We start from the raw sequence: 22,448 nt of genomic DNA on the forward strand, positions 1-22,448 counted from the left end.
CCGTTGATCAGCCAAGTCCCGGGCCGACGGACCCGGCACCCAAGCCAACTGATCCATTTCCCAGTCCCACGCCCACTCCTCTACCGATGCCCTTGCCAGCTCCTCCATCCCCTTTGCCGCCGAATCCGCAACCACCGAACCGTTAAGGGGCAGCATCGGGGAGGCAAGTGAACCATGCCGCAAGCACCCACATATCAGGAATCGGTTCGCATCGGATGGACAGTGCTGTGGCGTTGTCTTGGAGGTTTTCTTGCGCTGCTGTTTGCCGTCAATATGCTTATCTTGTACGCCATGCCTGAACTTACCCGGGCGGAGCCCTCGCTGTGGGTGTCGCTGCTTCCGTTGGCTGTCGCCGCAGTCATTTCGTTGTTCGTGATCATGCCGGTAATTGTTCGAGCCATGCTCAACAAATCGTTTCACGGGTTTCGCCTGTGCTTCGTCCGCGACAGTGAACCATTATCTTGCATGGAGACCCCTCACGGTGTGTCACGGTAACGCGGGAGTCGACTATGGCTTACATGTTTCGGAATCGACGTGAGGCCGGACAAGTGGTGGCCAGTCTCCTGGCCGGATACCGCGGGCGTCCTGATGTCGTCGTCTTGGGGCTTCCCCGTGGCGGAGTGCCGGTGGCGTACGAGCTCGCCGCGACTCTGCATGCACCGTTGGATGTGATGGTGGTTCGGAAGTTGGGGGTTCCAGGTCACGAAGAACTGGCCATGGGCGCCATCGCGAGCGGTGGTGTTCAAGTCGTCAATGAGGACGTGGTCCGGCACTTGGGACTTACACCGGGCATCCTGGCATCCGTGGCCGCCATCGAACAACAGGAGTTGGCGCGTCGCGAGCATGCATATCGCGGAGAACGGTCACCGGTGCCTGTCGAAGGGCGCACGGTCATCCTGGTTGATGATGGTCTTGCGACGGGGTCGACGATGCGAGCCGCTGTGGCAGCATTGCGACGGAGGGATCCGGCTCGGATCGTCGTGGCCGTTCCCGTCGCCGCCCTTGAGACCTGCGAGGACCTGAAACGAGAGGTAGACGACATCGTTTGTGCCATGACCCCCACTCCGTTTTATGGCGTGGGCGAGTGGTACGAGGAATTTGATCAGACTCGCGATGAGGAAGTGCGCGATCTGCTGGAGCGCGCTGCGCCTGCATTAGATCGCGGAGGGGCAGACAACACAGCATGAAAAGCGTTCCAACGGGCCGAATCACAGAGCGATTATCGGGTGTGGTTCACCGTCTCCGGGGACTCCGGACCGATTATGATCCGCTCCTGGACCTGGTCGGGAATGCGCGTGTCGTGCTGATAGGAGAGGCCTCTCATGGCACGCATGAGTTTTACCGCGAGCGGGTGCAGATCACCCGACGACTGATTGGCGAGAAGGGGTTTACCGCCGTGGCAGTCGAAGCGGATTGGCCGGACGCCTATCGGGTGAACCGCTATGTGCAAGGCCGTAGCCGTGATACCGATGGTCAGCAGGCTTTGAGCGACTTTCAACGATTCCCCATCTGGATGTGGCGTAATCGAGAAGTGCTGGACTTTATCGAATGGCTCAAGACCTCTAACGATCGTCTACCGGTCGGCACGCCCCAAGTCGGATTTTACGGACTGGATCTCTACAGTCTGCATGCCTCGATCGGCGCGGTCTTAACCTATCTGAAGCGCGTCGATTCGGAAGCGTGGCGTCGCGCCCGTACTCGCTATAGCTGTTTTGATCATTTTGGTCAAGATACGCAGTCCTACGGCTATGCCGCCGGCTTCGGTATGACCAAGAGCTGCGAAGATGCCGTGATGTCGGAACTGCGCGATCTCCAGCGCCGTGCCGCGGAGTATCTTCGCCGGGACGGATTTGTGGCCGAGGACGAATTCTTCTTCGCCGAACAGAATGCCCGCCTGGTTAAAAATGCCGAGCGTTACTATCGCTCGATGTTTCAGGACCGTGTGTCGTCATGGAATGTGCGCGACCAACACATGGCCGAGACGCTCAATGCCTTAATGGCGCATCTGTCGAGACATCAGGGACAGCCGAAAATTGTCGTCTGGGCACACAATTCCCACCTGGGCGATGCGCGCGCCACGCAAATGGGAGAGGACGGCGAGCTCAATGTCGGACAGCTGGTGCGGGAGCGATATGGCGATGAGGCATTTCTCATCGGTTGTACCACCTATCGTGGCACAGTCACAGCATCTTCTGAATGGGATGGTCCGACTGAACGGAAAGTTGTGCGGCCGGCTCTTCACGAGAGTTACGAAACTCTCTTTCATCAGGTCGGCGTTCCTCGTTTCCTCGTGACGTGGAACGATCCTCATGTCGCGGAGGAACTTCGCGACCGGCGACTTGAACGCGCGATTGGCGTCATCTATCTGCCGGACACGGAGCGCATCAGCCATTATTTCACGGCGAGCTTGCCGGATCAGTTCGATGCTGTGCTGCATTTCGATGAGACACACGCGGTTGAACCATTGGACCTGCCGAGCGGCTGGATCACGAATGATGCCCCTGAAACGTTTCCGACAGGTCTCTAGCGCACAGAGGTGATTTCATGCCCATACCGGAGAAAGGGCTTGTGTACACGGGTTCTCGGGATCCAAGGCCGCCTCACGGAAGCGTTCAAGAGCGTAGCCTGCAAATTCTCTTAGGCGAAGCCGATCTGGTGGGGGATCTGGGAGTTCCCGCGCATGCGAAAGGATTCGTGATGTTTGCGCACGGCAGCGGGAGCAGCCGGCTCAGTCCACGCAATCGATTTGTCGCCGGCGCCTTGCAGGACGCCGGGCTTGCCACGCTGCTGATAGATTTGCTCACCGTGCAGGAGGACTACGTCGATCGCCAGACTATGGAGTTCCGGTTTAATATTGAACTTCTCGCCGAACGCCTTATTGGGCTGACGGATTGGCACAATGTGCATCCCGATCTGTCCCATTTGCCGCTCGCGTATTTTGGCGCGAGTACCGGCAGCGCGGCGGCTTTGATTGCGGCGGCTAACCGGCCGGACCGTGTTCGGGCGATTGTCTCGCGTGGCGGGAGGCCCGATCTCGCAACCTCCGCCCTGCCGCATGTACAGGCATCCACACTGCTGATTGTGGGTGGTGACGATGCGGCTGTGATTGAGTTGAATCAGCAAGCCTTCGAAAGCCTTCGGTGCGAAAAGAGACTCGAGGTCGTACCCGGTGCGACGCATCTCTTCGAAGAGCCGGGCGCCTTAGAACAGGTGGCCCACCTTGCCGCGGACTGGTATCGAAAACATATGGATAAGCCATCTCAATCTTAGGCTTCGACGAGGTGTTATGGAGGTGTTATGAAGGACACGACAGACGGCCCAACTGACGCAGATTCCCCTGTGCCTGAGAGGGAAGAAGACGAGGCTTCAGATGGGGAGCAGGAGGAACAATATCACGCCGTCATAGAGCCGGACCCGCTCCTCGAGGAAGTCGGCGACGCCAATGAGAAGGCGGGTCATTCGAGTGAGCGGCGAAGAATCGTTCCCAGCAAACCATGTTGACTTCATCGACCTTGCAGGTCTCAACTCCCCCAAGCAGGCGGCTTCATCATCTGGCGGCCTCTGCGGCATCAGCCGGACGATGGAACGATTGACGCGGAACAGTCCCGCTTTCAATCGTTGCCTTTATCCTGTTAAGTCCATCTTCGAGAAGCGTTTTCGTGTCGTGTCCTGCCGAGCTTGCCATACTCCGAACCAACGCTTCAGCTAAGGAGTTGTAGGTCAGCTGAATATGTATCGTTGTCGTTCCCTGACTGCTATCAATAAATCTTACGCGACCCATATGCTGGGCCGCCGAGCCGGCTTCAGTTCGCCATGCCAGTTCCTTGTTCGGCTCGAATCGCGTGACCATGGTGTTCCATATGAGGTCTGCGGCGCCAGGGCTGTCCAGCACCCATCGCGAACGTCCGTGGCCCATCGCCGTAATCTGCTTCACCGGTGGGATGGAATGTGGAAAGGTTTCATCATAGTGAGCCCAAAAGGCAAAGACACGGTCGATCGGCGCACTAATCGTGACGGTTCTCTTGACTGTCGGTCCCTGAACCCAGGGTTGGTCGTCGGTGTCCGGCACGCTTGCTGACGCCGGTCGGCCGCTTGTGACCGCCCGTGCCAGCAGTCCGAAACCCATCAACGTGAGTGGAATGCCAGGAATGATTCTCCGGCTGGTTCCATGCCAAGCCATGGCGCTTCCGATCGCCACGGCTAGCAGGCGCGCCGGGGTCGGCCATTGCACTTCAGTGAGAGATGCACGGCGTCGGGCTCCGTGTTCCTGGTCGAAAAAGTATATCACCGTTGCTCCAACCGTCAGGCCGGTTAATAACTTTAATGCATGTCTCATTCGCCACACCTCTTTGTCTTGAGTTCGTTTGTACGCCCCTTTAGCGCCTTTGATCAGCGGCATGTCAGGTAGCGTGGTGTAGGATCAACTCACAATACCGGGTCCGCGAGCGCTTTGCCTAATTGACCGGGATGGCCAGCAGCGGACAGCGAACCTGCCGAAGCACCCGTTCTGTGGTGGATCCGAGTACTGCATCAAGTAACCCGTTGTGACCCTCAGTGGCCATGACAACCAGATCCGCGGTCGCTGAGTCGGTCACAATGGCATCTATGATGTCACCCGTGCGAACGGTCTTCTGCCAGGTCCATCCGGGATGGTCCACAGTCTCGACCTTCGGCACATCTTCCTCACGCCCTACATGGAGCAGGCTCAACGTAATAGCGGACTGCTGGAGGCTCTTTGCGAGGCGCGCCGCGGCCTCGATGGCGGGGCGAGGAGAGGGCGTCTCCCCGATGGGAATGACGACGTGGTGCAATTGGGCGCGACCATCGGAGACATTCACAAAGCCCTGACTTCCATCCGGGATAAACAGAGTTGGAATGCGTGCGTGGCGCGCTAACGGCTCGGCGACGGATTTGGATACCAATCGCTCGATCACATCGGGTTGATGACTGGCGAGAACAAGGAGGTCGGCCGGATGCCGTTTAAGCTGCTGTTCCAGAGAGCGGGTCGGTTCTTCGTGATAGGCGAGTATTTTTTCAATGTGAAGACCGAGTCTGGCCACATCCGATTTGGAACTGCCCGCAGGAAGGACACCCCAGCGTGCCAGCGTGTCCCGCACTCTCGGCAGACCCGACCAGTCTGTCTGTGGGATTTCCCCGTCCACGTGCATGATGCGCAACTCACCGCGGGCCGCCAACGCCAATTTAAGGGCATGCGCAAAGGCGACGTCGCTGGCCGGGGACAAGTCCGTCGGATGGAAAATCCTATACAGGGTCACGGGCGAAGGGGATGGGACCACGGCAGGTGCAAAGGCATGGGGGAGAGGCAAATCTTCCATCTTGTTCTCCTTTCGCGTCCATCAGACGACGCCACTTCGTGTTGAACGGCGGCTCTATAATTCGATAACGGCCTTGAGCGGTAAATGATCGGATGCGCGCCTTGCTAATGAGGTACGATGGACATCCATGCTCACCAGCGTACCCGGCGGTCGAATCCAGATGCGATCGAGCGCGAACACGGGACACATGGCTGGAAAGGTCGGCAGTGCCGGCGTGTCGCCGAAGATCTGCTGTATCCACCGAAGCGGGCGTCCCCATAGAAACCATTCGTTGAGATCCCCCATCAAAATACAATGTTTCGTGCCGAATCGCTTCAGCAAGTCTTGGACCTGTGTGCGACGCTCAGCGGGTTTGAGTCCCAAATGCGTCGCAATGACTTGCAGGTGGCCGTGGTCGCATTCGAGATCGAGGTCGATCGCGCCTCGCGGCTCACGCCCCGGTTGGCTGATGTCTACGCGTCGAATCTCCTGTTCCGTACACCGCGTCAAGACCGCGTTGCCGTAGTGTCCGGTATGATGCAGCAGGGTCGGTCCCGCAATGGCTCGCAGTTTGGTCTGCTCTGAAAACCAGTTCAGCAATTCTAGGCCGTTGTGGTCGCGTGAATTGACTTCCTGCAAGGCAATCACATCGGCGTCCAGCTCCTTCAAGACGCCCCCGATACGTTCGGGATCGTACCGTCCATCCCATCCGGTGCAACGATGGATGTTGTAGGTCGCAAACGTCATGCGCATGCGAGTTCAATCCACACGTAATGAAACATGCAACACGCAAGGACTGCTTTCATGCATTGGAATACTTAATCGGCCAATTCATTGTGCACGATCCTCTCTTCGCCGCCGAGCCACCGGCGAAACACGACGATGCCAACCACGATGAGAAGCGCCACGGCGGCGAGCGCGACGATGCTGCCGGGCCCAGGATTCCGGATCGCCTCGCCGATTTGGTCGACGAAGACGGAAATGGCCAACAGTCCCGGCAATTCTCCAATCAGTGTGCCGATCAGAAAATGATGAAACCGAATGTGGGATGCCCCGGCGACCAGGTTAATGAGGGTGAACGGGGCCACCGGAATGATCCGGACCGCGATGATCGCTAGAACGCCTCTCTCTGCAAGGCGCTGACTAATCTTATTCAGTCGTGAGCCTGCAAGGCGCCGCACGGTCTCATGACCTAAGAGATGGCCGAGCCCAAAGGTGACCAATGCGCTCAGGGTCATGCCGGTGAACGAGTAGAGAAATCCATAGAGGGGGCCAAACGCCAGCACGGAGACGGCGATCAGGACCGTGACCGGTGCGATGACAAGCCCTCCCAGGACAAAGGCGCCGATCGCCAATACCGGTCCGAGTGTCCCGTCGCTGAAGGTCTGCAGGTAGGCGACCAACGCGGAAATATCCAGCCAGTCGCGCAATGAGGTCCAGCGCCACGCCGCGGCCAACGCAAGGACCGCAAATAGCGTCGCGGCTCCGATGATGACTTGCCGCCTGGCCGGCATGCGGTGTTCCTCGGGGACAAGGTGATTCGTCACGACATCCGGCTTCAATGGACGATCAGGATCGATCAACTCCGCATCCGGTATCCAGGCATCGAGATCCGCCGGGATCTGACCATCGAATACCTGCAGGGTTCGTTCATGGCCTCTCAAGCCCTCAATCGTCGCGATGAGAGATCCCTCACGAGCGAGGCGCTCCGCTACGGCTTCAGGCGGTACACTGAGATGCTCGCCCAATAAGCGGTCACGCAAAAAAGTGACGGCGGCTTGAAGGCGAGCATCGTCACCGGCCTCCATCGCCAGGTCACACTCCGTATCGAACCCCATTGAACGATTGCTGAGGTTCGACGAGCCGATTTTCACGAAGGCGTTGTCCACGATAAGCACTTTGCTGTGCAGGCTGAGACATTGTGTCCCCAAGCCGGGAATCTCTGGATAGTAGAGTCCCAGACGATTGAACGTATCACCTGCACGAAGTTGTTTCAGGAGACGCCCGCGAAGGACGTCCATCGTGTATTGCTCCAACCAACCGTCGCTGTTGGGATGCAGAATGAGGACGATTTCCGGGCCGCATCGTTCTTGGAGCCGTTCCAGCAAGCAGGCGCCCAGCTTCTTTGATGTGAGGTATTGCGTTTCAATGTAGATACACTCTTGCGCGCATCGAATGGCATCAAGATACAGTTGCTCGACATGTCGCACCCCCGGACGTGAATGGTATTCCGGTTCCGTCAGCGAGATGCCTATCTGAACCGCTTCCATATCCGGCTCAACCTGACTCGGCCATCCCATGCGAAGACGCACCGCCGGCGGAGGGGAAGGAAGCCGGCGACGCGTCGCCCGCCTCCAGCGTGTTCGACACAGGTCTCCGAGTGCAATCGCCGCGTTTCCATCCACCATCATTTGGACATCATGAAAGGGACGACAGGGCCTGCCATCCGGAAAGACACGGAGGGGATGGCGGGGGCGATGCGCAGGAGTATCCCAACGGCATTGCGCGAAATCCAAGCCGCCCACGAACGCCACCGCATCGTCCATGACAACGACTTTTTGGTGATGTGAGGCGCCGACTGGATGGGTCGCGTCCATGCGGAAATGCAGGCGGCGATTTGCGGCAAGTGTGGTGAGCGGCCACCACTCACGTTCAAAGGCATAGACCAAATGGAAGTCCCAGATGAGCACGTTGACATGAAGGGTAGGTGTTCGAGCGAGCAATGCCTGAAGAAACTCGCCCAGTCGCGGTGGAAAACCATCAGACTCCTCCTCGCTGAGCATGCGGATGCGACTATCGAAGTCCCACCCAAGGATCAGGATCGACCGTCTCGCCTGTATGGCTGCGTGGCGAAACGCGCGATAGTAGGCGGCTCCATCGATGAGAAATGCCGCATGATCGGCGGATTCCACTCGCGAGCAATTTCGTCCGACTTCGAGAATTGAATAGGCTGATGGATGGTAGGGATGGATCAATACAACCCCCCGGTGTCTCAACGCGTATGACCGTGCAATCGCGGTGCCGGTATAGCCGCTCACAAACTAGGACAAATCCTCACAGGCTCTTATCGTAACGATGCACAGGGTGTGAAATCAGCCCTGATAGCGGAACGGAGGGTGTCGGAGAGAGGATGACATGAAAGGGTATGAACATCATCAAGCTGGAGAGTCGGTGGACGACTATTCGGTGGGGTCGTGTACACGCTCGCGCACATCAACGCCCGGTGCCGGGACGACCGGTGATCCTGGTTCACGGACTCATTATCTCGAGTCGATACATGGTCCCCTGTGCGGAACATCTTGCCCTCTTGTGCGACGTATATGCGGTTGATCTCCCCGGGTACGGACTCAGTGACAAACCGGACGACATGTTGACTCTAGCCGATCTCGCGGATGCCTTGAGTGAATGGATCAAAGCTGAGGGGTTTGAGAGCGTCCATCTCGTCGCCAATTCGTTCGGGTGTCAAATTCTGGCGGAATTAGCCGTTCGGCACCCTCAGCAAATCGATCGGCTGGTGTTTCAAGGCCCGACAATCGACCGGACGGCACGGACATTGTGGCTCCAGATCGGACGGCTGATTGCCAATTCTCGACAGGAATCGCCGCATCTGGGAAGGATCATGTTGATGGACTATGCCAGGGCGGGTCTCAAGCGCATCGTTCATACCATCAAAATGGCGCTCAACGATCGCATCGAAAAGAAGTTGCCTGACATCTTCGCCCCGACTCTCGTCGTCAGGGGAGAAGACGATGCCCTCGTACCGCAGCAATGGGCCGAAGAAGTATGCAGGCTTCTGCCGCAGGGACAGCTAACGGTCGTTCCCCAGAGCGCGCACACGATGAACTATACTGCTCCGGATGTATTTGTGGCGGCCATCCGACCGTTCCTTGGGCTGTAGGGAAGTCAATGGAACGAGAACCAAATTACATTGCTGATTTTGATTCCGCCATGGGCATGTTGCGTGCCCTGAGCCGTCACCTGGCCGGGCAGGATTATCCTTTGTTGGGAACATTGCCGAGATGGGCCAGCCTTCCTCTGCGTGGGCTCGGCACGCTCGTGAATCATCTGCCTCGATGGCTGCAAGAGCAGGTCTATATCTGGAGTGGATGGTGTGAAGCGATTTCCGTGAACACATTGAAGACGGTCGATGCCGAGCGGGTGGCGGAATGGATGATCAGCCTGTATCCGAAGCGCAAGTATCCGGCCGTTGCGATCGGGTCGGCGAATGGAGCGGCCACACATCTGTGGGCCGCGATGGGGATTCCGTGGCTTCCGCAAACATTCCTGATCCCCGTGGCACGTTCAGGGGTGCATCCGGATGAGCCACAGGAAGATCTCGCGTGGGGAGAAGCGCCTGCTAGAGTGGTGCTGGACCGAAATCCGAACGTCCTGCTGCACCATATGCACGATCCGGTACAGGACCGACTGATGATTCAGCGCATGAGCTATTTTCGGTTCAAACGCCTGACGCTCGGTAAGGCCTATGAAGCCTTCCTCGATCACTTTCTGGAACCGGGCGGCACGATCTTTATCATGGACTGCCGGGTGACATGGCCGGTCACTGACTGTGGAGACCGACACATTTTCCAATTCGGCGCCATCGGCGGTGCGACGGTTGATGAATTGCAGCATGGCAGCAACCGCGTGTCCGACTTTCTTCTGCGGTATGGCTCGCACCGCCGTCAATGGGAGCCGCCGACGGCGGATCGCATGGCTCCTGAGGCAGAGTGGGGATTCCAACCTGCCATTGTGGAGGACATCGAGCGCGTGGCGAGACGTCACCCCGCCCGACTCCGCCGTATCGTGTTCAACGAGCCGGAACATTTCAGTCCGCTGGTAGCCGATCTGTACCAATGGTGGAACGAACACAAACGGGGCCTTCTCGACCGACGTTTGATTGGAGACTCCTTTATTCTCATGGAACCCTTTTGGACAATTCGTACAGGATCGGTGCCCTTCTGGATGGTGTTCAATAAGGAACCGTCGTTGCGGGCTCTCCAGGCATATCTCGATCAGAGCGACCCGTTCGACGAAATCCTGTTAATGCTCTTCTCTCATGGCGTTGATTCCGTCGGCCTTCCCTCAATCGAGCAATGGGCTGAGCCCCTTCGCCGTGCGCGTCTGAACGGCGCCTTCGGCGTCGATGAGCGCGTGTTTCCCCGGGATTTCGCCGTGTTCATCCGCTACTATTTCGATCTTCTTCGAAAGCTTCACGTCCGCTATCCGATGCCGCCAGCCTTGACACCGAAAGAACTGGATGAGTTTCTGGACCACAACAGCGGCCGCTATGCGGTGCAATGGTTCGAGGCGGATCTTGCATAACTCAATGGCGGTATGAGCGGCAACTTCCTTCTAGCGACGACTCGGCGATTCAGGCGTGCGTTGCTGTCCAGGCTGACACTCCGGTTTCAGTGGATGGTCCGGTTCTTGCCGACGCCCATTCCCGTCATCATGCAGCGCCATGCCTGTACCGAAAGCGCCGCGACTCGCACACTGATTGTATTTCTCCCGGGCATTGGCGATATGGTTGAAGAATATGAACGTCATGGATTTATTGATGCCGTCAAGCAGACGAAGTGGCCGGCCGATCTCGTCGTGGTCGATGCACACTATGGATATTATGCGAATCGAACCATCATCGATCGGCTCCACGCCGATGTCTTTGAACCGGCGAAAGCACTCGGCTATCGGGACCGGTGGTTGGTCGGCATCTCACTGGGTGGCTTTGGCGCGCTCTTGTATGCCAGCCGCCATGCCTCCGATGTAACGGGGGTGGTCGCGATGGCGCCTTATCTCGGTGGTCACGCAATTGTCCAAGAAATCGTCACGGCCGGTGGCGTCGGTAGTTGGATGCCGACGACGATTGGCGACCATGATTACGATCGACAGCTCTGGGCATGGCTCAAGCAGTACGAGAGGCACGAGGCGGCATTGCCGACGCTGTATTTGGCCTACGGGAAGCGGGATGCGTTTGTAGCGGCACACCAACTATTGAAGGGAATTTTGCCGCCTGAACACGTGTTCGTCGAATCGGGGCAACACGACTGGACGACCTGGAAGAAGCTGTGGGGAAGCATTCTCGGGTCTACTCGCCTCGTTCGGGAGTGATCGGGTGACGGTTGGAAGGCATTCCTCGTGTCATGCGTCTCTGTAGGAGTACGACCGTCCCGACTTCACTTCAAACTTCGACGTCTGAGGCGCTTCATCTCTACTGGTTTTTCCGCCGTTCCCCCTTCACACTAGATGAAAGCATCCGGAAGTAAGCCTTGTTTGGAGGGCTGGGATGTCGTATCGGATCATGCGACAAGCGAGCGTTCTTCCCCCTGTGGGACTGATCATCGTGATGGCGGTCACGGGTTGCGAAACAGCGGGCCCTGATGAGACTCCGCGTCTCATTATGGAGCAATCCGATGAAACGGCGGTCGTGCCGGGGCAGCCGGAGCAATCCCTACCGCCCGATCGTTCGAATTCTCGTTGACGCGGCGTATGATCCATGGTGCGGTTATCGCAGTACATCTGCAATAAAGGAGAACGAAATGAGGGTTGGTGCGGTGTTTCTGGTCATGGTATTGACGGCGCTCTCGGGCATGACTGTTTTGGCCGAGGTCTCAGTTGGAGGGGAGAGCGGGCAGAGCGACATGGTCGTGAGCGGCACGTTGGAAGAGCTGGATTTGACACGAATGAAGGGGCTCCTGAAGACCGATTTAGGGAAACCGATCTTCTTTCAGGTTACGAAACCGCAACTCTTTGAGCACCTGAGTGTAGGCCAGAAAGTGACGATTCAAGTGGACCAAGACGGGCGGGCTACCAAAGTCATCGATATGCCGGTTCCTGAACTGAAACAACCGCTCGCACCTTCGCAATAGGCCCAAGTATCTGCACCACTGATGACGACGCAGCGCTATGTTAACAGCGCACGCAAGAACGGGAGGATGAGATGAAACAGCTGACACCCTATACGGCCAAATCATTCGATCTGCACGGGCTCAACGGCATCTCAGACCGGACGATGGAGACACATTTCAAACTCTATGAAGGCTACGTGAAAGAAACCAACAACCTGACGGAGCACATTCGAGAAGTGCTGAAGGACGGGAAGGTGGATCAGGAGGAGATGCCGGCCTATTCGGAACTGAAGCGTCGGCTTGGTTTTGAATACAACGGCATGGTGTTGCACGAATACTATTTTGAGAACATGAAACGAGGCGGCACGAATCATCCCGGTCACGATTCGCCATTCGAGCGTGCCGCGAAGGATGAGTTCGGCAGCTATGAGATGTGGAAGACTGACTTTATAGGTGTCGGAAAAATGCGGGGGGTTGGTTGGGCGATTTGCTATCTCGATCCGTCGGCAAGCCGTCTCTCAAACCATTGGGTCACGCTCCACGAGATGGGAAATGTCGCCGGCTTCGTGCCCGTGCTCGTGATGGACGTGTGGGAACACGCCTTCATTCTGGATCATAAGCCTTCCGAGCGCGGCGCTTATATCGAGGCGTTCTTCTCGAACATCAACTGGGAGACGGTCGAACAACGGTTCAATTCGCCCGCACGCGTCTATGCCGCGGCGGGATAAACCAGAAGCAGGAATTCAGGATTGCCATAATGCGATTCCTCGCCCTCGCAGCAGATTATGATGGCACGCTCGCCACCGATGGCCGGGTCGATCCGGAGACGGTTGCCGGGTTAGAGCAACTAGTGGCCTCGGGCCGCAAACTGATTCTTGTGACGGGCCGCCAACTGGACGAACTGCTGGAAATTTTCCCGCAGATTGCCCTGTGCGAGCGGGTCGTCGCGGAAAACGGCGCTCTCTTGTACCGGCCGGCCACGCGTGAACATAAACTCTTAGGGCAGGCGCCCCCGGACATATTTGTCCATGCGCTGCAAGCGCGTCAGGTGTCGCCTCTCGCGGTCGGCCATTCCGTCGTCGCAACCTTTCATCCGCAAGAAACGACCGTGCTCGAGGTCATTCGTGACCTTGGCCTCGAACTCCAAGTGATTTTCAACAAGGGATCCGTCATGGTGCTGCCGGCCGGAGTGAACAAAGCCACGGGGTTGGCGGCTGCGCTTCATGAATTGGGACTGTCACCCCACAACGTCGTCGGAGTCGGAGATGCCGAAAACGACCATGCCCTTTTGAGTTTGTGTGAATGCGGAGTCGCGGTGTCCAACGCGGTCCCGATGCTGAAAGACACGGCGGACTTGGTCACTGAAAAAGATCATGGCGCGGGGGTTGTGCAACTCATTCAGGAAATGGTCAACCATGATTTAGCCCATCACGAAAACCGCCTCACTCGCCATCATGTCTTACTCGGCACACGCGACGATGGGGAAGAAATCAGAATGAGCCCGTATGGCCACAGCGTTTTGATAGCGGGATCGTCGGGGAGCGGGAAATCCTCTTTGACATCCGGCATCTTGGAACGATTGAACGAGCAGGGATACCAGTTCTGCATTGTGGATCCTGAGGGCGATTACGAATCCTTTGAAGGTGCAGTGACATCAGGCACGGGGGAGCATGCGCCGACAGTGGACGAAGTCTTGCAGTTATTGGAAAAGCCGGAAGTCAGTGTCGTGGTGAATCTCATTGGCTTGCCGTTGCACGATCGGCCGTCGTTTTTTGTCGGTTTGCTGCCCCGGCTACAAGAAATGCGCGCCAAAACAGGGCGGCCGCACTGGATTGTGGTGGATGAAACCCATCACCTGTTGCCGTCAGGGTGGGAGCCTGCCCCCCTCACGATGTCGCAACATTCTCAGAGCATGATGTTCATCACCGTGCATCCGGACCAAGTGGCACACGCGGTTCTGCGAGACATTGACGTCGTCATCACACTCGGAGACGAACCGGATGAGATCTTGCGCGTCTTTCGCAAAGTACGCGGGGAGCCCGTGCCTTCGTTTCCGCCAACCGCCTTGGCGCCCGGTGAAGCTATGGTATGGTGGTCACGCACGTCGGATTCGCCTTTCGTCATTCGCATGGCACCGAGCAAGCTTGAACGACGCCGCCATCAGCGAAAGTATTCCGAGGGAGAACTGCCCGAAGACCGCAGTTTCTATTTTCGCGGACCTGAAGGCAAGTTAAACCTGCGCGCGCAAAACCTCATGCTGTTCTTGCAAATTGCCGAAGGAGTCGATGATGCCACCTGGCTCTATCATCTTCGCCGTGGTGATTACTCTCGGTGGTTTCGGGACAAGATCAAGGATGAAGGATTAGCGGAAGAGGCGAGGCACATTGAGCAGCAGTCCGCTCCCTCCGCTTCTGAAAGCCGGCGTCTGATCAAGGCGGCGATTGACAAACAATACACGTTGCCGGCCTAGGAGTCCGCAATGACCACTCACCGGTTGATCTTCTCAAAGTGGATCAGCCGATTATCATGGGAGAAATCATCGCCGGCATCGTACTCGGCCCGGGCATGCTGTCGCTGGTGTACCTTAGGCGTGACGGGGTCAGGGGTGAGCTCAAACAATGGGACTACAGGAAAAAGAAAGCCGCAACTGCTCCTGCTATTGCGCTCGCGATGAACGCCAGCAATAACCCATGTTGCTGTATGCGAGAATTGTTGATAACCATGGTGAATCTCTTGCCACGGTGACTCTCTAAATTCTCCTTCTGCCATATCGCCTCCTGCAATTACCCATCTGGGTTATGCGGTTTTATGTAATCCGTCGCTGTGGAGTGACACGCTGGTTCGACCGGAGGACGAGTGGCTGGATGGTGTTATCGGCACATGGAAAGTTAGCTTTGTAATACGGTAACCTCTCGATATGGGACGTAGGTGATCCCGCCGACCGAGATGGTGAAGGCCTGAACTATTGGTGAAAATGTGATTCCCACCGCATCGGCTTCGCCATAGTATGGAGGCAGATGGACTCAACCGGAATCACCGGCCAAATTTACCGAAATATGCTTATGCGATGCCCCTCCTGTCATAAGAATTGGACGATGCAAGTTAACACCTGGAGTCCATTTTGTTCCGAACGGTGCCGGCTTATTGATCTCGGGATGTGGCTGACCGGGGGCTATCGCATTCCCGTTCACGAAGTTGAATCGGAGATCGAGAGTAAGGAGGATCAGGATAATGGTCAGGGTTGAGTCAAGCTCTCACCCTAATCAGGAATCGTTCGCGGGCAAATCTTGATTCAATGCACAGAAGGCTAAGTAAGTCAGCGGAAAAACATAGGTCTGCACCTCAACGAACTATCCCGCCTGAGTTGCATCCCTGCAGTGATCGAGCATCTTGCGCTGTCTTTTGCTCCGGAACCCCTGTCGAGGGGCCACGCCGCTCAACTCTGCGCAAGCTTGCGCTGCAAGACATTGACCACACCACGATAGTACGACCCTGTTCCACCGCCGATCCTATTCGCCGCGTCGAAGGCTTCCACTTGCCAGCAAAAAATGATTCAGAGTCGGCGATCTTGCTTTCCATCGCCTGAGGAGTGGAAACAGGACGGCAAACAGGAGCGGCACGATAAGGATGGCCGCCAGCAGTGGAGTCTCAAACATGAAATCCTCCTAGTTATGTCGGTAGTCGGGATAGGGCGAGTAATTCGAGGACTGTTGTCCTCTGGAAAGGATATTCTTCCACGCCGAGGACGCATATCAGACCAGTGGCCCGGCTTTTCCTCGATTCGCGATAACGATTCGCATTATGTCGGGGATTCGCATTATGTCGGGAAGGTAACAGGGTAGAGGGATAGCGAACAGAGCACCCTCGACTGGGAGCTAAAACTAATGGCCCCACCAAATAAGGCCGAAAGTTGCCCTGCGATTCTCATCAAGGGATCGGGCTGACTGGTTCAACGCTATGAGGATAACGCCCCGTCTCTCTCCTGCTCGGGTTAATGCTCCGTACGCCATAGCTGTTACCAGGTCTTGATGAATTAGATCACGAAAACCTGACAAAATTTCGAAGGCCGCCGAGACTTAATGAACGGGTAACCTCCCCCCTTTCCAAATCCCTGACAGCTACATATCGCTGGGAAATAGTTAAATAGAGCAGGACCAAAAACTATTTCCTAGGAGATCAACATGCTCGCTGTTCAGATTGCATACCTCGTCGGAAGTTTTATCTTGTTGTCCGGGTGTGCCCAGCACTATACCCCGAAGATTACGTTAGGGGAGAGTCAAGAAACGATTCCTCTCAGGATCGAACTACGTCCGCTGAAACATTCCCCTGAGCCGAAGGAGCCCGGGCAGGCCTATGGGGTAGTGGCAGACCATGTCAAGGCCTCCGAACCCGGAGAACTATCTAGTCCGATTACGCACGCTATTCTTAAGGACTTTCAGGACAATTTTGTTTTTCAACAGATCGACAGCCATGTCGAAGATCCAGATGCCATTCTGACAGGGACCATCAACACCTTTTACGAGAGGTATCGCCCCAAGGGGTGGACACAAGTCCCAGGGGTCAATTCATTGGCAAAATTAATGGACGTAGAGACATACACCGGTACTACCGAGGTCGACTTGGATCTCGTTCTGCGCCAGCCAAACGGGACCCGCATTGGGACCTACCATGGTCACGCTGAAAAGGCCGACGAGTTCGTCCCAAACAAAGAAAATCAGCCAGGTGATCGTTTGAACTGGGCTCTCTCCAAGGCCATCCAGCAAATCCGCCAGGCATTACTGAACGATGCTAGTGTGATGCAATATTCCAAACAGGCTGCCATCCCTGAAGCCAGACGAGAACATCGGCAATGACGATCATATTTGCTCTCACGCTTGGTCGGCTAATGAGCACGGGAGCGACAATGCGGCTGGAGCTCTAACTTTTTGGAATAAAGGGTAATCCGGCCCTGGAAGTGTAGGTGTGCGGCCGGGCTTTTCGTTCTGGTAAAGCGCCCCCGAAAAGACGCGGCCAGCCCGCTTTGGGGAAAACTCCAGCAACGGCATAGACGCCGATTTCTGGATCGATTTCTGAACCGTAACGCTGGCGGAGAAAGCCTAACCTCTCTTAGAAATTTACGCGCAGGTTAATCGAACCAATATGGTAGGTGCTTTGATACGTACCGTTGACGGATCCCGGAATCGCAATCGGATTGGCATTACCGACAACCGTACGCGTTTCATAAAGGAGGGCTTTATAAGCCAGATCCAGGCCGATGGCCTGTGTTCTGAATAGTCCCTTTTCACGACTTCCGCAACCCAACAGACCGAGGAAGCGTCCACCTGCCTTACAGAGAAATCCAACCCCAACCGAGATGGAATGATTGTCGGCATCCGGCACGGACGGATTGAAAGCGCTATCCGGCGTTGCTGCCTGTGAATGCCAATACCCTCCGCGTAAGGCAATCTCCCAATTCGGCAACAGCTCCGGATGAAGCCATTTGTGTTCGGTACCAACCATAACGGTGAAGCCGCTTCGGTAGTTCTGAGGAAAGGGAATGGTCCCGAGTGCGGGAGAGAGGTGGACGTCAAGATTTCGGACTGATTTCCATCCCGTATAATCTACATCGAGTTCTAGTTTCCACTCCCGGTCCTGATTGCGAACAGGCCAAAGAGCAATCCCTCCGGTCAGAACTTGAGGAAGGACAAGCGTGGTCGAAGCCGGGGACACCGATGTGCCACCGGCGAGGAATTCACCAGCAAGATGAAGCGTCGCTTGGCTTCGATAGATGATGCCGATATTCGCGAGCGGCTTTCCATCCGAATTCACCAAGGGCGTATACAGGGCGCTCACATTAAACCCAAGCGCCGTGTCCTTTCCATTGATCTCAAGCGGGGTGCCGCTCGGTGGGAGGCCTGGCCCCCCGGAGGAGAGCAACCGTTGCTCATATTGGCCCTCACCGATGAGGCTGGAGAACGTATAGATATCGAGGCCTAGCCCTAGCGAGAGGCGATCATTGACCTTGTAGGCGACGGTCGGCTTGATATCGAGCAGTTGCAGGGCCGCGCCCGTTGTCGCCGTTGCAAAAGGCCCTGAACTCGGCCAGCGATAAACCGTCCCGAACGGAAAGGTCACTCCAATGCCGACCGCCATGTTCCTTATAATTGGAGCAGAGACTCCTAGGTCTCTCAAGTTTCCGGTAATGTAGAGGTTACTGGGGGGCGGAGATGCGAGCGAGCCTCCGAAATCACCTTGGGCTGTCTGACCAGCTGCATTTCGGTATGAGGTGCTGCCGCCGATGAGGTTCGTTCCAAAAGAGGTCTGTACTCGCCGCAACTGCGTCATGCCGGCCGGATTATAGTAAATTGCGGACGGATCATCGGCCTGTGCGGTGAAGGCGTCACTCTGCCCCGCCGCTGCAGCGCCCTGATCCATGATACGGAATGATGCTGCATTCACCGCTGAGGGCCATGTGACGGGCAAGAGGAAGAGCAAGAGGACAATGAAGGGCACATTTTTGCGACTAGAATGGAACGTGAAGCCGGATGCAGACATACGGTCGCGGTCAATGGTGCTCATGGAAACCCCTTATGTGAGAAGAATGGAAAAGGAAACCGAACCGGCGGTGCATCTCATTCATACGCTGACACCGGCGCCTCTGACGGGAGCTTAAACTTTTCGCGGTTTGCCGCTAGCGGCAAGTTAATGAAAAAGGTCGTCCCTTGCCCTGCCGTACTTTCGACCTCAATGTAGCCATGATGGTCTTGAATAATTTGATTCACTATTGTCAGTCCGAGCCCCGTCCCTTCACGCTCCGCGCTTTCATGCTTCGTCGTATAAAACGGATCAAAGATGTGGTCGAGATCCTTTGATGAAATCCCACATCCCGTGTCGGTCACCTCGATTTGCACACAATGACGTCCGGAGGGAGCGATGATTTGCCGTGTTTGGACCAGAAGCGTGCCCCCATTCGGAGCCATGGCATCTAACGCGTTCATGAACAGGTTTAACAGGACTTGTTTTATTTGTTGCCGGTCCACCATGACATGAGGCACACCTTCAGACATGTCTTTGTGAATGACGACATTCATTTGGCCCGCTTTCACGTCAATTAACTGTAGGACGCCAGAAATGATCTCGTTGAGATCCTGATCGGAGAGCTGAGGGTTTTTATCCCGGGCATAGTCAAGGATTTCCTTAATTAACCGTTCAATCCGCTCCACGTCTTCACAGGCGATTTGGCTGAAGCCAGTGATAAAGTCGTCATCGTCTTTACGATCGGGGGCGAGCTGCAAGAAGGTTTTGATTGATGTGAGGGGATTCCGAATTTCATGCGCAAATCCCGCGGCCATGGTTTCCATGGAACGTAGACGATGGGTCCGTTGGAGGTCGCGCTGCGCCGCCTTCAGTTCTTCGTACAGCATGCCATACTGAATAGCGGTGGCCAGCTGTTTACGCGACAACGTCTCGAGCAACTCAATGTCTCCATCGGAATATGATCGCGTGCGCGACCCGAGCGTACAAAAACCGATCAGCCGCTCCTTGTTGATCAGGGGAAGGCAGACATCGGCTTCGAGTTCATCCAGAACCATCACGAGGGAGTTTGGTACCGATGATTCAGCCACCGGTTCCAGATCGTCTCGCACCAACGCTCGGCGACTTTGGGAGAGCCATTGCGGCAACACGTCTCCTGTTTTGAACGCAAGTCCGTGATGTCTCTTCGCCAAACCGTGGCTGGACACACACACATAACCCATCTTCTGGTTATTCATCAGGTAGAGAGAGGCGGTTTTGGCTTCCAGGGTCTTGGCAAGGCTCAACACGATCGCCTCTGTGATTGCGTGCAGCTCCAAATTGCCCATGACGGAGTCGGCAAAACTGGTAAGAGTTCCATACATCTCATAGCGAGGGCGGAACAGCGTGCGCGCAACAGTTGCCTGAGCGGCCGATTTCACGCGATAAGCCGTCAAGACCAGCAGGAGAAGTAAGATGAGAAGGACTAACGAATAGGTAATGCTAACGGTCCCAAAGGCCAGGCGCTGACCCACCAGTGCAACGGCATATGCGGGAATTGCCGAGCCGACCAGCAAGAGCAGGTAGGCGAGACTCCTCTCGAGTGCGATCTGAATGTCCATCGTCCCATACTTGACGATGGCATAGGTCATGATCACTGGATACAGGATGATGCCGAAATTCCCATACGGGTACAGATCAATACCAAAAAACGGGAGGTAATCCATGGATCCCGTGCCATAGGCTAAGGCAAAGGCCACAAGGAAATACTGATATTGTTTTCGTTTCTCGCCCCCCGCTGTCTTGTACGCCTTCCAGACTTGATAGTTCGTGAAACATACAAGCCACATCCACCACACGAAAAAGACATAAAAGACAAGCGAGCCTGGATGCGCATAATAAAAGGATGAAAAGATGAATCGGACGTCGTCGTAAAATAATGAGGAGCCGAGGATCACAGCTAACAAGAGAAAGCCAAGCGCATAGTTTGCTTTCAATAGACGGCGTTCCGGCAGTCCGCAAAAGAGCAAGACAAAATGATAAAACAGGATGGGAATCCAAAGAACGCCAAAGGCAAAGGCGAATCGCCACACCCAGAGGGCGGTGTGCGGATCCCGGATCATGGCAATCCACATACCGCCAAACCCCCAAAGAGAAACCGAGCCGGCGAATAAGCACCAGATCCGGTTTAAGGGCCGGCGAGGGTTCATAAAGAGAACAAACATTCCTAAGGCAAGCGATGTCACGCCCGTGAACAGGCCGGAGAGGGCGAAGGGATTCATGGTAGGCCTCTGGCGTTCCTACCTCTACGGAAGGGCATCTAGCTAGTGTACTGGCGGGTCTCCACTCGTCAACCTCATCGCCAAAAAACTTATAAACTAGGTAAGTACGTCTCTAGGCCGATTGCCCTCTAGACAAACTCGTTGCGAATACGTATACGGGTATTACTATGACTATAGTAAGTCTGGTGATGTAGAAGGGAGCTTGCTATGCCTTCGCAGACAATCAGCCGAGCCTACGAGCGGAATCCGATGGAGATCAAGTGGCGTTTGTCTTCGGGGCAAGAACCATTAGGCCGCTCTGCCAATATGAGTTTAGGTGGATTGGGCCTTATCAGCGCCTCGAAGTTTGAGACGGGCACGCCGCTCGCCGTGCAGTATCATCTTCGCGATGAAGGCTTCCTCCGTCTATTGGGCGAAGTGGTCTATTGCCGAGAAGCTGGTCAGCGCGGCTATGCCATGGGCATTAAATTTACCAATGTGCCATCATGGAAGCGCGAAGTGCTTGGCAATCTGCTGCAAGAGTTCAAGCAAAACGTGAGCGCACAACATGACTCTCACCTCGTACTTGAGCCATCACCTCTGGCGCCCACCGCCCTTACTGAGCGAGTTCAGCCGGTGGACGCTCATCCCGACGAGGCGTCACTGAGAAGAAGGACCAAACGGGTACGTCGATTTACTCCCGATCCCTCATGGGTCCTTGACATGGATCGTACATTGGCGCCGTATCGCCAGCGAATTTGGCAGTCAAGACTCGTACAAGAAACGGCCTCAGGCGAGCTGTCTTTACAGCAAGTGCGCGGCTGGTCGATACAGTTCTATCCGTTTATTGAGGCCTTTCCGCAATTCATGGCTACCTATTTGGCGAAGGCTCCCGATGCGATGTCCCGTGCGTTTCTCATTGACAATCTGAAGGTCGAGAAGCGCCATGCGGAACAATGGGTCGATATGGCGATTGCCTTCGGTGTGTCCTGGCATGAATTAACCAACACTCCCGTCATTGCACAAGTTGAAACGCTCACCCATTGGTTGTGGTCGATTACGAATCGGGGAAGCTTTGTCGAAGCGGTGGCGGCGACGAACTATGCCATCGAAGGGGTGACCCAAGGCATTGCTAAAACTATGGTGAAGGGCTTCGTGAAATACCACGGCAAGCAGGGAGTATTTCTGAACAAAAAAGCCTATTCCTGGATGGAAGCTCATGCCGATTACGACGACCTCCATCCAACCGAAGCCCTTGAGATCATCAAGGGCCACGCCATAAGCGGTGACGTGCAACAACGTGTGGCACATGCGGCTCAGCGCAGTTTAGAATATTTACGCATGGCGTTGGACGCGTGTTATTTTGTATATTCCGCATCTCCTGTTGCTGCCACCTCTAATCCTGTTGGGACGAGCATTTGAGCCTGCACCACGGTGCCCTCTCCCACTTTACGGGAACTCATTGGCCCTAGACTATCGTAGTATAGACATCCACCCGCACGCTGCTACGCTTTCCTCATAGGCGCGCTATTGTT

The 22,448-nt window shown here is 55.8% G+C and carries 23 protein-coding genes; 15 read left to right on the forward strand and 8 right to left on the reverse strand.

All coding sequences use genetic code 11. From position 1 onward, the window contains the following. Window positions 1-174: 174 nt before the first annotated feature. The 5 genes from ACWHYZ_RS11725 to ACWHYZ_RS11745 are packed head-to-tail and all read left to right on the forward strand — an operon-like array spanning window position 175 to window position 3,501. Entirely contained in the window at window positions 175-495 is a 321-nt protein-coding gene (locus ACWHYZ_RS11725; protein ID WP_447987426.1) for a hypothetical protein, read from the forward strand. 14 nt (window positions 496-509) lie between these two features. Further along, the gene (locus tag ACWHYZ_RS11730; RefSeq protein ID WP_447987427.1) at window positions 510-1,187 is read left to right on the forward strand and encodes a phosphoribosyltransferase; all 678 of its coding nucleotides are present in this window, start codon (window positions 510-512) and stop codon (window positions 1,185-1,187) included. Then, the gene (locus tag ACWHYZ_RS11735; RefSeq protein WP_447987428.1) at window positions 1,184-2,527 is read left to right on the forward strand and encodes an erythromycin esterase family protein; all 1,344 of its coding nucleotides are present in this window, start codon (window positions 1,184-1,186) and stop codon (window positions 2,525-2,527) included. Before ACWHYZ_RS11730 ends, ACWHYZ_RS11735 begins: the two co-directional genes overlap by 4 nt. A gap of 17 nt (window positions 2,528-2,544) precedes the next feature. Next, window positions 2,545-3,270: a dienelactone hydrolase family protein gene (locus tag ACWHYZ_RS11740; RefSeq protein WP_447987429.1), complete on the forward strand. Its 726-nt coding sequence runs from the start codon at window positions 2,545-2,547 to the stop codon at window positions 3,268-3,270. 27 nt (window positions 3,271-3,297) lie between these two features. Beyond that, window positions 3,298-3,501, forward strand: a complete 204-nt coding sequence (locus ACWHYZ_RS11745; RefSeq protein ID WP_447987430.1) for a hypothetical protein — start codon at window positions 3,298-3,300, stop codon at window positions 3,499-3,501. Window positions 3,502-3,547: 46 nt separating this feature from the next. Here ACWHYZ_RS11745 and ACWHYZ_RS11750 read toward each other — a convergent pair whose 3' ends face one another. From ACWHYZ_RS11750 to ACWHYZ_RS11765, 4 genes are all read right to left on the reverse strand, one after another. After that, a complete protein-coding gene (locus tag ACWHYZ_RS11750) occupies window positions 3,548-4,336 on the reverse strand; it encodes an SRPBCC family protein (RefSeq protein WP_447987431.1) in 789 nt (262 codons plus the stop codon). 118 nt (window positions 4,337-4,454) lie between these two features. Beyond that, window positions 4,455-5,336 carry a universal stress protein gene (locus ACWHYZ_RS11755; protein WP_447987432.1) on the reverse strand — a complete coding sequence of 294 codons (882 nt, stop codon included), beginning with the start codon at window positions 5,334-5,336 and terminating at the stop codon, window positions 4,455-4,457. Between the two features lie 54 nt (window positions 5,337-5,390). After that, a complete protein-coding gene (locus ACWHYZ_RS11760) occupies window positions 5,391-6,068 on the reverse strand; it encodes an endonuclease/exonuclease/phosphatase family protein (protein WP_447987433.1) in 678 nt (225 codons plus the stop codon). A 65-nt stretch (window positions 6,069-6,133) separates the two neighbouring features. After that, window positions 6,134-8,353 (reverse strand): VTT domain-containing protein, encoded by a 2,220-nt coding sequence (locus tag ACWHYZ_RS11765; protein ID WP_447987434.1) that lies wholly within the window; start codon window positions 8,351-8,353, stop codon window positions 6,134-6,136. A 107-nt stretch (window positions 8,354-8,460) separates the two neighbouring features. Between ACWHYZ_RS11765 and ACWHYZ_RS11770 the strand changes: the two genes are divergently transcribed. The 7 genes from ACWHYZ_RS11770 (at window position 8,461) to ACWHYZ_RS11800 (ending at window position 14,630) form a co-directional block, all read left to right on the forward strand. After that, window positions 8,461-9,213, forward strand: a complete 753-nt coding sequence (locus ACWHYZ_RS11770; protein WP_447987435.1) for an alpha/beta fold hydrolase — start codon at window positions 8,461-8,463, stop codon at window positions 9,211-9,213. A gap of 8 nt (window positions 9,214-9,221) precedes the next feature. Continuing rightward, entirely contained in the window at window positions 9,222-10,637 is a 1,416-nt protein-coding gene (locus ACWHYZ_RS11775) for a hypothetical protein (RefSeq protein ID WP_447987436.1), read from the forward strand. A gap of 12 nt (window positions 10,638-10,649) precedes the next feature. After that, entirely contained in the window at window positions 10,650-11,423 is a 774-nt protein-coding gene (locus tag ACWHYZ_RS11780) for an alpha/beta hydrolase-fold protein (protein WP_447987437.1), read from the forward strand. A gap of 175 nt (window positions 11,424-11,598) precedes the next feature. Next, complete coding sequence (locus tag ACWHYZ_RS11785) at window positions 11,599-11,793, forward strand: hypothetical protein (RefSeq protein ID WP_447987438.1); 195 nt, start codon at window positions 11,599-11,601, stop codon at window positions 11,791-11,793. Between the two features lie 58 nt (window positions 11,794-11,851). Next, window positions 11,852-12,181, forward strand: coding sequence for a hypothetical protein (locus tag ACWHYZ_RS11790; RefSeq protein WP_447987439.1), 330 nt, complete (start codon window positions 11,852-11,854; stop codon window positions 12,179-12,181). 71 nt (window positions 12,182-12,252) lie between these two features. Further along, the gene (locus ACWHYZ_RS11795) at window positions 12,253-12,888 is read left to right on the forward strand and encodes a superoxide dismutase (protein ID WP_447987440.1); all 636 of its coding nucleotides are present in this window, start codon (window positions 12,253-12,255) and stop codon (window positions 12,886-12,888) included. Window positions 12,889-12,917: 29 nt separating this feature from the next. Beyond that, on the forward strand, window positions 12,918-14,630 hold the full coding sequence (locus ACWHYZ_RS11800) for an HAD family hydrolase (RefSeq protein WP_447987441.1): 1,713 nt from the start codon (window positions 12,918-12,920) through the stop codon (window positions 14,628-14,630). 17 nt (window positions 14,631-14,647) lie between these two features. Here the strand turns inward: ACWHYZ_RS11800 and ACWHYZ_RS11805 are convergent, their stop codons facing one another. After that, window positions 14,648-14,929: a hypothetical protein gene (locus tag ACWHYZ_RS11805; RefSeq protein WP_447987442.1), complete on the reverse strand. Its 282-nt coding sequence runs from the start codon at window positions 14,927-14,929 to the stop codon at window positions 14,648-14,650. Between the two features lie 287 nt (window positions 14,930-15,216). Between ACWHYZ_RS11805 and ACWHYZ_RS11810 the strand changes: the two genes are divergently transcribed. Beyond that, the gene (locus tag ACWHYZ_RS11810; RefSeq protein ID WP_447987574.1) at window positions 15,217-15,405 is read left to right on the forward strand and encodes a DNA gyrase inhibitor YacG; all 189 of its coding nucleotides are present in this window, start codon (window positions 15,217-15,219) and stop codon (window positions 15,403-15,405) included. Between the two features lie 264 nt (window positions 15,406-15,669). Here ACWHYZ_RS11810 and ACWHYZ_RS11815 read toward each other — a convergent pair whose 3' ends face one another. Continuing rightward, complete coding sequence (locus tag ACWHYZ_RS11815) at window positions 15,670-15,816, reverse strand: hypothetical protein (RefSeq protein WP_447987443.1); 147 nt, start codon at window positions 15,814-15,816, stop codon at window positions 15,670-15,672. 525 nt (window positions 15,817-16,341) lie between these two features. On the opposite strand from ACWHYZ_RS11815, the gene ACWHYZ_RS11820 reads away from it, so the two are divergent. Beyond that, window positions 16,342-17,013 (forward strand): hypothetical protein, encoded by a 672-nt coding sequence (locus ACWHYZ_RS11820; protein WP_447987444.1) that lies wholly within the window; start codon window positions 16,342-16,344, stop codon window positions 17,011-17,013. A gap of 253 nt (window positions 17,014-17,266) precedes the next feature. Here ACWHYZ_RS11820 and ACWHYZ_RS11825 read toward each other — a convergent pair whose 3' ends face one another. Further along, window positions 17,267-18,718, reverse strand: coding sequence for an OmpP1/FadL family transporter (locus ACWHYZ_RS11825; protein WP_447987445.1), 1,452 nt, complete (start codon window positions 18,716-18,718; stop codon window positions 17,267-17,269). Between the two features lie 53 nt (window positions 18,719-18,771). Beyond that, window positions 18,772-20,934: an ATP-binding protein gene (locus tag ACWHYZ_RS11830; RefSeq protein ID WP_447987446.1), complete on the reverse strand. Its 2,163-nt coding sequence runs from the start codon at window positions 20,932-20,934 to the stop codon at window positions 18,772-18,774. A 207-nt stretch (window positions 20,935-21,141) separates the two neighbouring features. On the opposite strand from ACWHYZ_RS11830, the gene ACWHYZ_RS11835 reads away from it, so the two are divergent. Next, entirely contained in the window at window positions 21,142-22,335 is a 1,194-nt protein-coding gene (locus ACWHYZ_RS11835; protein WP_447987447.1) for an iron-containing redox enzyme family protein, read from the forward strand. Window positions 22,336-22,448: the final 113 nt, after the last annotated feature.

The sequence above is a fragment of the Nitrospira sp. Nam74 genome (assembly GCF_965152615.1).